This window comes from Clostridium sp. (genome assembly GCF_051278035.1).
Classification (GTDB): Bacteria; Bacillota; Clostridia; order Clostridiales; family Clostridiaceae; genus Clostridium_AD.
This window is the reverse complement of the sequence record NZ_JBNMNU010000007.1, coordinates 1-13,149: the sequence shown is the minus strand read 5'-3', so window position 1 is coordinate 13,149 and position 13,149 is coordinate 1. Positions and strand designations below refer to the sequence as shown.

The window sequence follows — 13,149 nt, the reverse complement described above, 5'->3', positions numbered from 1 at the left end:
TACCTAATGAAGAAAATTTTAACTTTTTATGTAGAGGGGGAACTTTTGGGTATAGATGTAAATCTAGTAAAAGAGATAACTCGAAATATAGAATATACACCTTTGTTAAATGGGAAAAAGCATATTAAGGGATTAATGAACTTAAGAGGAAATATTGTTACTATATTTGACCTGCAAATAATATTAGGTAAAAAAAATAATAAAGAAGGTACAAATTTACAATGTATGGTATTAAAAACAGAGGATAATCAGCAGCTAGGGTTCTTATTGGACAAGACTGGTGATGTAATAGAAGTAAAGAAAGAAAGTTTTTGTGAGCTGCCAGAAGATATTGTAGAAGCAAATGAAAGTTTTATAAGTTCGGTGATAAAGGGACAGGGAGAGCTACTTAAAATATTAGATTTTCATAAAATAGTTCAGGTAGGAAATTTTTAGGAATTAAATTAAGTAGTAATGCTTTTATACTTTAGAGAATATCGAGGAGGAGAACAATTGAGAAAATTCAAGGATTTTAAAATAGGTCAAAAGTTGGCAGTGGCATTTGGTATTGCAATTCTAATTACAGCACTTATAGGTTATGTAGGAATAAAAAATAGTTATATTTTATCAAGCATAAACAGTGAAAATTACGATGAAAATGTTGTGCCACTTGGAGAAGCGGGAGAAATAGTAAAAGAGTTTCAAACTATTAGAGTTATAATGAGAGATATAACTCTAACTAAAGATATAGCTGAGAAAAATCAGTATATAATTGATGTTAGAAATAAATTCCAGATAATTGAAAAAGATATTTCAGATATAGAAGCAACAACTAATAATAATAATAATAATAATAAGCAGATTCAAGATTCAAAAAATGCCTCACAAGTTTATAAAAACTATGCAGAAAAATTAATGCAGCTTTCACTTAGTGGAAAAGAAGATGAGGCACAAAAATTATTAAAAAATACAGAATTTATCAAAGCCTTCAAAGATATGAATAGCTTTGTTGATGAAACCATAAAAATAAAAACTGAAGATTCCAAGTATGATAATGATAGAATAATAGCTAAAGGGGAATATGTAAAAAGATTAGTAATTATATTGTTTTGTGTGGGTATAGTAATAATGATACTGGTTGGGGTATATACTACACATCTAATTACCAAAGTAGTAACATATATGGAAAACTTAATGAAAAAAGCAGAGGTTGGAGATTTAACTATAGAGGCTGAAGTCTTTTACAGGGATGAAATGGGCAGATTAACTATAGCCTTTAATAACTTTATTCGAAAATTAGTAGGATTTGTTCACGATATTCAAGAAAAATCCCTTAAGTTAAATAATATATCTAAGGTACTTTTAGATACCTCGGAGGAATTGTCAGTTAAAAGTATGGAAACTAATGATAAAACCTCAAATGTCATGGCTTCAGTAGAAGAGATTACTGCAAGTATTGAGGGGTCAGCAAATGCTTCAATAGAAACAAGTAATAACATAAATATGATAGCGGCAGCAACTGAAGAGCTTTCAACTAATATAAAAAATATAGCATCTTCATCGGAACAAACCTCTACAGAAATTGATAAAGTTGTGGATTTAATAGATTCGATGTCTCAAAGTACTAAAGGTGTATTAGAGTTTTCAGAAGATATTTATAAATTTGTAGGAAGTATTGCAATATCTACAGGAGAGATTAATTCTTCAATAAGTGAAATTAGTAAAAATGGTGAAAGAACATTGAGTATAACAGAAGATGCCCAAACAAAAGTAAAAGTGACTACTGAGAGTATAATCAAACTAAATATATTAGCAAAGAAAATAGGGAAAATAATAGGTACTATTAAGGATATTGCAGATCAAACTAATATGCTAGCTTTAAATGCTGCCATTGAGGCTGCAGGAGCTGGAGATGCTGGTAAGGGGTTTGCAGTTGTAGCCAATGAAGTGAAAGAACTTGCAAAACAAACTACTCATGCTACAGAAGAAATAAGCGAACAAATTGAAGAAATTCAAACAGATACAGGTAAAGCGGTTATCTCAATGGAAATAATAAATGGAGTCATTAATGAACTGGTTAGCTCTACAAATATTGTTTCTTCAGCAGTTACAGAGCAATCTGTTAATACCCAATTAATATCAAATTCTGCCACAGAAGCTTCAGAAAAAGTTAGAATGATTACAAATGAGATAAAAAGTGTAAATGATAAATCGGAAAGTGTATCAAGAAGTATATTCGAGGCTAGTCGCGGAGTAGTAGAGGTAGCTAGGTCTGTATCCGAGATATCTATGGCGTCTAACGAAATAGTAAGAAATACAGAAATGGTATCCTTAAAAACATCGGAAGTATCAAGAAGTTTTAGAGAAATAAGTATAGGTGCTAATGAGATATCTATAAATATAGAAAAAATCAGTAAAGACACTAAAGAAAATGCGGAAATAGCAAGTAAATCTAGTGAACTGTCTCAAGAGCTAAATAACATGGGAACAGAATTAAAATCATTAGTTAGTGAATATAGAATTAAGTAAATGCATCATGGAAGATGATGCATAGCTTTGAGGGTGATGATTAAATAATGCTAAAAGTATTAATTGTAGATGATTCCAGTGTGTTTAGGAAGGTACTTAAAGAGATTGTCATAGTGACAGGTGTAGCACGTGTAATATATGCAGCAGGTGATGGAATGGAAGCCCTAGATAGACTAAAACATTCGGAAATTGACATTGTACTGCTGGATATAGTTATGCCAAAACTAGGGGGCCTCGAAACTCTTAAAATAATTGTGGATAAATATCCTCATATTAAAGTAATTATTGTAAGCGGTATAAGTGATGATAATATTAAATTAACAATAAAAGCACTTAACATTGGAGCTATTGATTTTTTTGAAAAGCCCACCTCAGATTTAATGAGCATTGAGAAAATAAAATGTAATTTGAAATTGATTTTCAATCAAATATCCATAGGGAAAAATACAAAAAACATTTTTTATATTTTAGACAATGAAAAGAGTTACAATAAAAATAAGCTTAGTGAAGCAACTATTGACATAAGAGGAAGTAGACAGAGTAATTATAAAAATGCTGATATTATACTTATAGCAGCCTCAACTGGAGGGCCAGCAGCTCTTGATAAAATTTTAAGAACTATGAAGGGTAATATTGATATTCCAATTTTAGTAGTGCAACATATGCCATCAGGGTTTACTAAATCTTTAGCGCAATCTTTAAACAACATTTGTCAACTTAAGGTGGTTGAAGCGCGTAGTGGAGATACTCTTGAGAAGGGCGAGGTGTTTATAGCTCCAGGAGGGCTAAATATGTCTGTGCGTAGCAGCAATGGAGCTAAGGTAATAATCACTGAGCATTCAGCTAATGTAAAAGGGGCAAGACCTTCAGCGGACTTGCTTTTTAAAGCTGTTGCTAATGTGTACAGGGGAAAAAAGGTCTTGGTTGTAGTTTTAACAGGTATGGGATCGGATGGCACTGAGGGTGTAAAAGCATTAAAAGAGTCCTGTGAATGTTATTGTATAACTGAGAGTGAAATTAGTTGTGTTGTCTATGGTATGCCTAAATGCATAGAAGATGCTAAGCTCTCAGATGCCAGTATACATTTAAGTGCTATAGGAGAAAAGATTAATATATTAACTGGTTTTTAGTTTAGGGGCATGAAAACAAATAGACTAGCATAATTAATTTTTATTTATTTGAATGTCCCTTATATAAAAAGTCATTTGGAACGAGGTGGAAATCATAGTAAATTTATCAACAAAAGAATTTTCGGAAATGAGAAAATACATTGAAGAAAAATGTGGAATTATAATTTCATTAGAAAAATCCTATTTAATAGAAAGCAGATTATCTAAATTATTAGTAGAATTTAATTGCAATACTTTTGAAGAATTTTATAAATTAATATATAATAGTATGAATGATACTATTACAGAAAAAGTAATTGATGCTATTACAACTAATGAAACTCTATGGTTTAGAGATAAAAAACCTTGGGATGTCTTAGAAAACATTTTAATGCCTAGATATATAAAAATGCTTAGGGAAGATAAAAGAAAGAAGATAAGAATATGGAGTGCAGGATGCTCAACGGGGCAAGAACCATATACTATTGCAATGATTATTCATAACTACTTAGAGAAAAACAACATTTTGGATATTCAAACCTCACAATTTGAGATTATGGCCACAGATATTTCTGGGGCTGTAATAAGTTTAGCTAGAGTAGGTAGATATGATGCTATATCTATAATGAGAGGTCTTCCGGAAATTTACAAGAAAAAGTATTTTGTTCAGGAAGGCAGGATATATACCATAAAAGAAGATATAAAAAGCATGATAAAGTTTTATAAATTTAACCTTCAAAAGAGCTTTTTTTCCTTTGGTAAATTCGATTTAATATTTTGCAGGTATGTTACAATTTATTTTTCAGAAACCTTAAAAAATGATTTGCTGCAAAGGCTAGCTAATTCTTTAGAAAAATTGGGGAATGTTTTCTTAGGTAGTTCAGAAATATATTTTGATTATAACGTGTACTATGAAAGGCAAGAGAAGCTGGGAGCTATATATTATGAGGTGAAGAGGTGAATATAATGAAAATTTTATCTGTGGATGATTCTGCAATAATAAGGAAAATAATAAAGATGGCAGTGGAAGTAATAGAATATGAGTTTTTAGAGGCTGCGGATGCTGAAGAAGCATTAAGTATTATACATAAAAATCATTGTCAGATAGCTCTAATTTTGTTAGACTGGAATATGCCAGGTATTGATGGATTTGAGTTATTAAAGGTTATTAAAAGTGATGACAGATTTAAAAGTATACCAGTGATGATGGTTACTACAGAAAGCGAAAAACTTAATATAATAAAAGCGATTCAAGCTGGGGCTATTCATTATGTTGTTAAGCCGTTTACTATGGAAGAAGTAACTAAAAAAATGTTTGAAGCATTGGGAAAGGATGAATAACTTTGAATATGGAACAAGATTATTTACAGGAAAGTCTAACCACTGCAATAAGAGACGTTATAGAAACTATGACTGGTCTGTGCATTGAAGAAGATTTTACGCGAGAAGTCTGCACAATAAACAAAGGTGAAATATCAGGAGTTATGTTAATTTTAGGTGAAAGAAATGCATTAATGAGTCTAACAATGTCTAAAGAATTATGTACTACAATAATATCTTATATGACAGGAATTGAAAAAAATGATATAACAGATGAAGAGATATATGATGGAGCAGCAGAACTTGTAAATATGGTTGCGGGTAGATCAAAGGCAATATTATCGGGTACTAAATATCATTTTAGTATCACGCCACCATTTACAATCGTAGGACAAGAGCATTTTATTGTGCATAAGGATAAAATCTTCAATGTAACTAAGAATTATATCATTGATGATAGGTCGTTATTTTCACAAATTCATTATATAAATTGATTTGGGGGCAGTAATTCATGAAGGGTACAAAGGTTTTAATAGTTGAAGACTCAAAGGTAACTGCAAAAACTATACGAAATGGTTTGATAAAATTAGAGTACGAGGTTTCCGGAATTTGTTCTAAGGGTGAAGAGGCTATAAGAGCCTCACTTATTCATAATCCAGATGTTATCCTTATGGATATAGAACTCGAAGGAGATATGAATGGTATCGAGACTGCTACTAAAATAACAAATATTTTAAACATCCCCGTTATATATCTTACTGCATTAGCCGATAAAACTATGTTAGAAAAAACAAACTTAAGAGAAGGGTATTCATTTTTAGTAAAACCCTTTGAAGAAACGGAGCTATTATTCAATATAGAAATGGCCTTATATAAGCATGAAATGAAGAATAAGCTGGAGGAAGAGCGGAAGTGGTTAAATGCTATTTTGGAAAGTATAAATGATGGCGTAATAGCTATGGATAAAGATGAAAATGTAAAGTTTATGAATGAAAGCGCTAGGAATTTAATTGGATATACTAATGATAAAGCAGAAGGTAAACTTAAGGATATTCTTAAATTATTAGATCCGAAAACTAGAGAGGAAGTACAAGTTTTAGATTTGACAGAAAAGAGTGAAAAGATTCTTATTGGAACTCATGAAAGGGAATGTATAACATTGTGTCAAGTTACTTCTATACCCAAAAGAAACAGTGGTAAAATGGGATATGTTGTAAGCATATCTGATATATCTCAGGAGAAAAAATTAAAAAAAGATATTCATTACTTAACCTTTAATGATCAATTAACAGGAATAAATAATCGTACTTACTTCGAGGAAGAAATAAGTAAATATAATGATCCAGAATATTTACCAGTAAGTATTATAATGTCAGATTTGAATGGATTAAAACTAACTAATGATGTATTTGGACATCAAGTAGGAGATGAACTTATAAAAAAAGCGGCACAGGTTTTAAAGAAAAGTTGTAGAGCTAGTGATCTGCTTGCACGAATTGGTGGAGATGAATTTATAATAGTCTTACCGAATATTGATAAAAAAGCTGCTGAAATTATTGGAGCGAGAATAAAGAAGTTTTGCAGTGAAGAGAATTCAGGATTTGGTAAACTTAGTATATCAGTAGGTACAGCTACAAACGAGAATAGTGAGCAAGATATTTTTCATACTATAAATGAAGCAGATAAGAGAATGTACGCTAATAAATTTAGTGAAAGTAAAAAGTATAGAGAAGATACATTACTATTTATAAAGAATAAACTAAAAGAAAATTCTTGTAGTAATGATGAGAATGGCCTAGATACTCGGAACACATTACTTGAAATGGGTAAGAAAATGAATTTATCTCAAAACGAATTAGAAAAGATATCATTATATACTGAAATGGGAGATATTGGAATGATTTCTATTCCAGAGGACATAAAGAAAAAAAATACGAAATTAAATGATAAAGAGTGGGATATTGTAAAAAAACATACAGAGGCTGGATACAAAATTGCCACTGCAATACAAAAATTTACTCCAGTAGCAGACTACATATTATGTCATCATGAAAGATGGGATGGAACAGGGTACCCTCAAAAACTTAAAGGAGAGGAAATACCTATGATTTCTAGGATGATTTCTATTGTTGAGGCTTACGTGTCTATGACTAATAAAAGGAATTATCGAAAGACTATGACTAAAGAGGAAGCTATTTTGGAAATATCAAAATGTTCAGGTTCACAATTTGACCCGATTTTAGTAGAAATATTTAAAAAGATTGTTTAGATGTCCCAATAAATATACTAGATATAAAAAGGAGTGTTTAAGAAATGAAAAAAATGAAGTTTTTAAAGAAAATAATGTTGTTATGCACATTGATGTTTGTGATTTTTGCAGGAGGCTGTGTTAATAAAGAACAAAAAAAAGTTGATAGCACGCCACCTACAGCAGAAAAGGTAGAACCTCCTAAAGAAATTAAGATGGAAAAAGGACCAAATGATAAAAATCCAATGGTTACAATTGACATGGAAGATGGCGGAGTTATAAAAGTAGAATTATATCCAGAAATTGCACCAAATACAGTTAGAAATTTTGTTTCATTAATAAATAGTGAGTATTATAATGGACTGATTTTTCATAGAGTAATGGCAGGTTTTATGATACAAGGAGGAGATCCTGACGGAACTGGCGGAGGTGGACCTGGTTACGCAATAGCTGGAGAGTTTACTGAGAATGAGTTTGAAAATGAACTAAAGCATGGAAGAGGAGTAATTTCCATGGCGAGAACTAATGAACCAAACTCGGCTGGTTCTCAATTCTTTATTGTAGCTGCTGATTCTGATAATAATCATGCTAGTTTAGATGGTAAATATGCTTCTTTTGGTAAGGTTACAGAGGGCATGGAAACAGTAGATAAAATAGTTTCTGTAGAGACTGGGAGTGGAGACAAACCTAAAAAAGATCAAATAATGAAAAAAGTCACTGTGGACACATTTGGAGTAAAGTATGAAGAAGCAGTTAAAGTGAAGTAAATTATAAAAAATGCACCTAGTAAGTTTAACTTACTAGGTGCATTTTTACTCTTTATAGCCATCTGAATTATAGTTTTGAATTCATATGTTTTAGTGATTTGCATTATGCAAATAGATAGGACCTATTTTTTATCGCGTGATGATCTACATTTAATAGCTTGATTATCAAAAATTCTTACAAATTTAATAGAGTATATATCACACATTATTATATCATTTGAACCAGTTTCTTTAATAACAATATAACTAATGCCAACTTCTTGTAAAATGCCTTCTCTATCAATCAACATATTAGTTCCAATTAAAAATTCTATTTTTATATATTTACCTATTTGTGTGGTTAACCAACCTTGATTATAAAGAGGGTTATTAACTATGGGTGGCATAGGTTCAGTTAATTCATCCGCACTAATAGGAGTTTGGAACATAGGTGGCTTAACTTGTCTTTCATCCTCAGGCATATCAAAATTTGGAAGAGGCATCATTGGTGGCTCAGAAAACATAGAAGCAGAGTTCCACATTGGAGCTCCATTGGAATTATTAGGTGGTGCTATAAACATATAATATCCTCCTTAAAAAATTATATTAAATTATTATATAAAGGCTTGGTAATAACAATTTAAAATTAAGTCAAACCATACCCTTTTGTGGGATTGTAAAAGCAATGCTCCGCTACTGATACTTGAAAGGAACCATTGCCGTTAAAAGGAAACAAATATGGACACCCAGGTGCAAATGGGTTAAAATACCATAAGGAGTCGCCTGTTGTATATAATCTATTGCCAGCTAAAGCCCAATCGGCAATGTCATAATGTATCTGTTCAGGTGGGCTTGACCAAATGGTTTGTGGGTTAGACATACCGTTAAGTACAGAAGCAGCACAATCAAATTGCCCGCTTTGAAATACAATATTTCTTAAATTACCTTGACCTAACCTAAAATATTCACCATAGGCTACGTGAACTCTGTTCATAACTACAGAGGCAACGGCTTTCATTCCGTTTTCTCCCTCTCCACCTGCTTCACACTTTATTATTCTAGCCAACAACTCTCTAGCACTGTAAGCCACCGATTGTCATCTCCTTAATTCGCTTTACAGTATTATTATATTCATGCTGCTAAGAATAGTACTTAAAAATTAAAAGAAATATAATTTATATTTGCAATAAAATTGTAAAAGTGCAATTAAAAATCTAGTAAGTTCACTTAAAATTTGGTACAATCATAGTATATATATATATTGATGTTGGATAAAATATGACTAAAAAAGAAAAACTCCTTTAAAAATTTGCATTTATACGTATATTAGTATGTGAATAAATTATTAAACATTTATACAAGAGGTGAATTATGTTAAATAGTGGAGATATATTAGACGGTAAATACGAGGTAATTAAGATTCTAGGCAAGGGTGGCATGAGCACAGTTTATTTATGCAAAAATATTAGGTTTGAAAACCTTTGGGCTATAAAAGAAATAATGAAAGATATAAACAACATAGACGTTTTGACAGAAGCTAATATTTTAAAAAATCTGAACCATTTAGGTATTAGAAGAATAGTTGATGTTTTTTATGAAAAAAATAAATTTTACATGGTCCAAGACTACATAGAAGGACAAACACTAGCTGAGTATGTTAAGGCAAGTGGTATCATAGGACGGGATGTAATTTGTGGGATTACATTAGATTTATGTGATATTGTAGGATATTTGCATAATCAGAATCCAGCTATAATATATCGAGATATAAAACCATCCAATATTATTATAACTTCCAGTAGGAAAGTCGTTTTAATAGATTTTGGTATTTCGAAAGTTTATAAGGAAGATACAGAAAAAGATATAGCGTGTGCTGGTTCAAACGGATATGCAGCCCCAGAACAATATGGGTCAGGTAAAAGTTGTATGCAAACGGATATATATGGCCTTGGAATGCTAATATACTTTATGCTTAAGGGAAAGGCACCATGCACAGGCATAGAGCCTCTTTGGGACGAAAATTATGATAAGGATATTGATGATAGTCTAAGAATTATAATACAGAAATGCGTTAAGATTAATATTTGTGATAGGTATGGTTCAGTTAACGATTTAAAAAAAGCAATCTTAGAGGTATCCAAAGAAGATGAATATAAAAAAAATACAGTTTTTAGTAGCCCTATTATTAATACAAATTTCTTTAATAAGTATATAAAAGCACAATTTATGAATAAAACGCAATTTGTAAAAACTAGTAAGGGTTTTTTATTTTTCATAATGGCAATTTTAGTAGGTATGTATATTTTATATGGTAATAAAATACAAGGGATAGATGTGAATACTGCAGATGCTATTGCGGATGACCATATTATACAAACTATGAACCGAAAAACTAATCTTGACATACAAAATATTAATGTAAACCAAGAGGAATCAACATTATCTAAATAGAGGAAAAAATAAAATTATATGAAAATAATGTAATTATTAATTTGTTATTGAGGTTTGTCCTAATGTAGTGATATAATGTTGTTAAAGAAAATAATATGAGAATTCATGACGTTTTTATAACATTTGAAATGGGGGAGAAACAATGAGAAGAAAAATATTATCTTTAGTTATAGCTTCTGGTTTAGCTATGTCTGTAAGTATGCCAGCTTTAGCATTAACATTATCGCAGCAGCTAAGTAATCAAAAGCAGCAGCTCACGAATCAACAGAGTTCATATACTAATTTACAGAGGGAGTATGACGAATTAGAGATGTCCATTGAGATGTTAGACTCTGATATTGGAGGAATTCACACTGAAATTGATAAAGCGAAAAATGAGATAGCGAGTACTGAGAAAAAGATAGAGCAAAACACAAAAGATATAGCAGTTTCAGAAGACAATATAAAAGATGAAGAAGAGTTATTTAATAAAAGAATGAGAATTATGTTTATAAATGGTGCAGATAGTTATCTAGAGATATTACTTAAGGCGGATGGAATTGAAGACCTCATTTCAAGAGTAGAAAATGTTAAAAAGATCGTAGAATATGATAACAAGATTATTAGCGAATTAAATGAGAAAAATACAATTATTGAAAATAAGAAAAGTGTACTAAATGAAAATAAAACAAGAGTGTTAGCCCTAAAAATTGTAAATGAAAAAAAATTGGACAAGCTTAATGTTAAGCAAAATGAGCAGAAGAAGTTAATAGTAGAATCCAGAAAACAAGAACAAATACATAGGACTGAAATAATACAAACACAGGCTTTATTAGGTAATACTATGAATGAAATTGAAGCAGCTAAATATGATTTGGCAATAGCAACTAGAGATGCTCAACAAATTTCTCCTTCAAGAGGTAGTACAGTTAATGCAGTGCGAAATGAAGCAATAGTGGAAGAAAAAGTTGAAAAAAAGGTTGAAGCAATAGTTGAAAAAAAAGTTAAAACACAAGTTAAAACAAAGGTTGCGCCTCCAGTAGTAATAAAAAAAGAAGTAAGCCAGCAAAAAAAAACTTCAACAGCAAGCTCAAGTGGAGTAATAGCTTATGCTAAAACTTTCCTTGGAACGCCATATGTATATGGAGCTACAGGCCCAAATTCCTTTGATTGTTCAGGTTTTGTTCAATATGTGTATAAACATTTTGGAGTTACAACAGGTAGGACAACAGGTAATCAGATAGCACATGGCCAGTATGTGTCTAGGGCAAATTTACAACCAGGGGATTTAGTGTTCTTTGGATCAGGAACTCCTCATCACGTTGGTATTTATTTAGGAAATAATTCGTACATTCATGCTCCTCACACAGGGGATGTAGTTAAAATATCAATATTAACAAGAAATGATTATCTTTCTGCAAGAAGAGTTAAATAATAAATTGTAAATTAAAAGATGTAAGTAGACTTGTGTAAACAAATCTACTTACATCTTTTTTCTGTAATCAGCAAGAAGTAAGTCCACCATTGCACCATAGCTTTTTGTACCAGACTTCTGATTTTGAGATTTAAGGTAAGTGTCATTAATCTTATCATTTATTTTCTCTATAGGACCAGAATACCTTGCCCAAAATTCATAGTTATAATTTAAATCATTAAGTACACCTTTACTACAGGTTGAAATCAATGCATTATATCTTTCAGGATCATTTTTTCGTAATGCATTAATTGAATAAGATAAGGCAGCAAGGGTTCCGGAGTACTGGAAATTTACATCTGGATGATTTATGCAGGCTAAGTATGATATATAGTTTGCCTCATCTTCCTTGGCAAATCCTCTTTGATGAGCCATTTCGTGAGTAGTTGTAAAAGGCAAAAACGAAACCGGCTCTGCCATATTAATATTTGCTTCATTTGTGAAAGGAAAATAAAAACCTGTAATTCCTGTATAGCACATTGGAGTAGAGAGCAGTATAGCCTTAGGCGTTCCATAGTTACCATTTAATTTAGTATATTGTAGTGAAGCACTGTCATAGCCTAAATGTGCGGTTTTTAATATGTATTTTTTGTTATAAGGAAGTTCCATTACGCCGTTTTCGTTTTCGTTTATTTCTTGTCTTAGAGTATTAGTTCTATATACAAGGCTTTCACAAAGTAGAGCAAGCTCATTTGAGGACGACTTGCGTACGTTTAATTCAAATATTTTATCTAATGTAGGTCTTTGATAATTGAATCCCCACAAAATTTGAAAAGAAAAATATATTAATCCTACTGCAACAAATGCGTTTAAAATAGCATTTTTAAGAATTTTAAATCTTTTATTTTTACATTTATATAATTTGAAAATTGTTTTTAAAATATATCCTAATGTTAGAATTGAAAAGGATACAATTATAAGTTCCGCAAGAGAAAAGGGTAAGAATCTAGTCAGTGCGCTTAGAATATTAGCAATTATTTTATAAAAAAATGAGGAATAGAACTTTTCTATAAAATTTGGAAATATTCTAGATACTTGAGTGAGAATTATACCTAAAGGTAAAAGTAAAATTAATATTATTTGCTTGTTACAGGGTGATTTATACAAAAAAACACCTTCTTTATAGATTCTTCAAATTATAGTTTACCAATTAATAGATAAATAATCAAAAGATTTTGTGTTAAGAAAAAAAAATATTGCATTTATTAAATATGAATGTTATTATATACCTATGGGGGGTACATGAAATTATTTTTTAAAAGTTAAATGTAAAATATTTTGGTTAAATAAATATTAAAATATAAAATTAAAAGG

The 13,149-nt window shown here is 30.8% G+C and carries 13 protein-coding genes; 10 read left to right on the top strand and 3 right to left on the bottom strand.

The window, feature by feature from the left end; translation table 11 throughout:
- Nucleotides 1-6: 6 nt before the first annotated feature.
- The 8 genes from ACJAX4_RS02245 (at nucleotide 7) to ACJAX4_RS02210 (ending at nucleotide 7,952) form a co-directional block, all read left to right on the top strand.
- The gene (locus ACJAX4_RS02245) at nucleotides 7-435 is read left to right on the top strand and encodes a chemotaxis protein CheW (protein WP_435787827.1); all 429 of its coding nucleotides are present in this window, start codon (nucleotides 7-9) and stop codon (nucleotides 433-435) included.
- Nucleotides 436-492: 57 nt separating this feature from the next.
- Nucleotides 493-2,508, top strand: coding sequence for a methyl-accepting chemotaxis protein (locus ACJAX4_RS02240; RefSeq protein WP_435787826.1), 2,016 nt, complete (start codon nucleotides 493-495; stop codon nucleotides 2,506-2,508).
- 47 nt (nucleotides 2,509-2,555) lie between these two features.
- Entirely contained in the window at nucleotides 2,556-3,638 is a 1,083-nt protein-coding gene (gene cheB / locus ACJAX4_RS02235; protein WP_435787825.1) for a chemotaxis-specific protein-glutamate methyltransferase CheB, read from the top strand.
- Nucleotides 3,639-3,723: 85 nt separating this feature from the next.
- Nucleotides 3,724-4,578 (top strand): CheR family methyltransferase, encoded by an 855-nt coding sequence (locus ACJAX4_RS02230; protein WP_435787824.1) that lies wholly within the window; start codon nucleotides 3,724-3,726, stop codon nucleotides 4,576-4,578.
- A gap of 5 nt (nucleotides 4,579-4,583) precedes the next feature.
- Nucleotides 4,584-4,958, top strand: a complete 375-nt coding sequence (locus tag ACJAX4_RS02225; protein WP_435787823.1) for a response regulator — start codon at nucleotides 4,584-4,586, stop codon at nucleotides 4,956-4,958.
- Nucleotides 4,959-4,966: 8 nt separating this feature from the next.
- Nucleotides 4,967-5,431: a chemotaxis protein CheX gene (locus ACJAX4_RS02220; RefSeq protein ID WP_435787863.1), complete on the top strand. Its 465-nt coding sequence runs from the start codon at nucleotides 4,967-4,969 to the stop codon at nucleotides 5,429-5,431.
- 17 nt (nucleotides 5,432-5,448) lie between these two features.
- Nucleotides 5,449-7,206: a diguanylate cyclase domain-containing protein gene (locus ACJAX4_RS02215; protein WP_435787822.1), complete on the top strand. Its 1,758-nt coding sequence runs from the start codon at nucleotides 5,449-5,451 to the stop codon at nucleotides 7,204-7,206.
- A 194-nt stretch (nucleotides 7,207-7,400) separates the two neighbouring features.
- The gene (locus tag ACJAX4_RS02210; RefSeq protein ID WP_435787862.1) at nucleotides 7,401-7,952 is read left to right on the top strand and encodes a peptidylprolyl isomerase; all 552 of its coding nucleotides are present in this window, start codon (nucleotides 7,401-7,403) and stop codon (nucleotides 7,950-7,952) included.
- 122 nt (nucleotides 7,953-8,074) lie between these two features.
- On the opposite strand, the gene ACJAX4_RS02205 is transcribed toward ACJAX4_RS02210, so the two are convergent.
- Nucleotides 8,075-8,512 (bottom strand): hypothetical protein, encoded by a 438-nt coding sequence (locus ACJAX4_RS02205; RefSeq protein WP_435787821.1) that lies wholly within the window; start codon nucleotides 8,510-8,512, stop codon nucleotides 8,075-8,077.
- Between the two features lie 65 nt (nucleotides 8,513-8,577).
- Entirely contained in the window at nucleotides 8,578-9,021 is a 444-nt protein-coding gene (locus ACJAX4_RS02200; RefSeq protein ID WP_435787820.1) for a cell wall hydrolase, read from the bottom strand.
- A gap of 281 nt (nucleotides 9,022-9,302) precedes the next feature.
- On the opposite strand from ACJAX4_RS02200, the gene ACJAX4_RS02195 reads away from it, so the two are divergent.
- Both ACJAX4_RS02195 and ACJAX4_RS02190 read left to right on the top strand, forming a co-directional pair.
- On the top strand, nucleotides 9,303-10,382 hold the full coding sequence (locus ACJAX4_RS02195; protein ID WP_435787819.1) for a serine/threonine protein kinase: 1,080 nt from the start codon (nucleotides 9,303-9,305) through the stop codon (nucleotides 10,380-10,382).
- 142 nt (nucleotides 10,383-10,524) lie between these two features.
- Nucleotides 10,525-11,796 carry an NlpC/P60 family protein gene (locus ACJAX4_RS02190; RefSeq protein WP_435787818.1) on the top strand — a complete coding sequence of 424 codons (1,272 nt, stop codon included), beginning with the start codon at nucleotides 10,525-10,527 and terminating at the stop codon, nucleotides 11,794-11,796.
- Between the two features lie 48 nt (nucleotides 11,797-11,844).
- Here the strand turns inward: ACJAX4_RS02190 and ACJAX4_RS02185 are convergent, their stop codons facing one another.
- Entirely contained in the window at nucleotides 11,845-12,942 is a 1,098-nt protein-coding gene (locus ACJAX4_RS02185; RefSeq protein WP_435787817.1) for a DUF3810 domain-containing protein, read from the bottom strand.
- Nucleotides 12,943-13,149: the final 207 nt, after the last annotated feature.

Excerpts from the sequence above, each read along its gene's own strand:
- cheB (WP_435787825.1), top strand. The coding sequence starts at position 2,556 with ATGCTAAAAGTATTAATTGTAGATGATTCCAGTGTGTTTAGGAAGGTA.
- ACJAX4_RS02195 (WP_435787819.1), top strand. The coding sequence starts at position 9,303 with ATGTTAAATAGTGGAGATATATTAGACGGTAAATACGAGGTAATTAAG.
- ACJAX4_RS02190 (WP_435787818.1), top strand. The coding sequence starts at position 10,525 with ATGAGAAGAAAAATATTATCTTTAGTTATAGCTTCTGGTTTAGCTATG.
- ACJAX4_RS02210 (WP_435787862.1), top strand. The coding sequence starts at position 7,401 with ATGGAAAAAGGACCAAATGATAAAAATCCAATGGTTACAATTGACATG.
- ACJAX4_RS02215 (WP_435787822.1), top strand. The coding sequence starts at position 5,449 with ATGAAGGGTACAAAGGTTTTAATAGTTGAAGACTCAAAGGTAACTGCA.
- ACJAX4_RS02205 (WP_435787821.1), bottom strand. The coding sequence starts at position 8,512 with ATGTTTATAGCACCACCTAATAATTCCAATGGAGCTCCAATGTGGAAC.
- ACJAX4_RS02245 (WP_435787827.1), top strand. The coding sequence starts at position 7 with ATGAAGAAAATTTTAACTTTTTATGTAGAGGGGGAACTTTTGGGTATA.
- ACJAX4_RS02225 (WP_435787823.1), top strand. The coding sequence starts at position 4,584 with ATGAAAATTTTATCTGTGGATGATTCTGCAATAATAAGGAAAATAATA.
- ACJAX4_RS02220 (WP_435787863.1), top strand. The coding sequence starts at position 4,967 with ATGGAACAAGATTATTTACAGGAAAGTCTAACCACTGCAATAAGAGAC.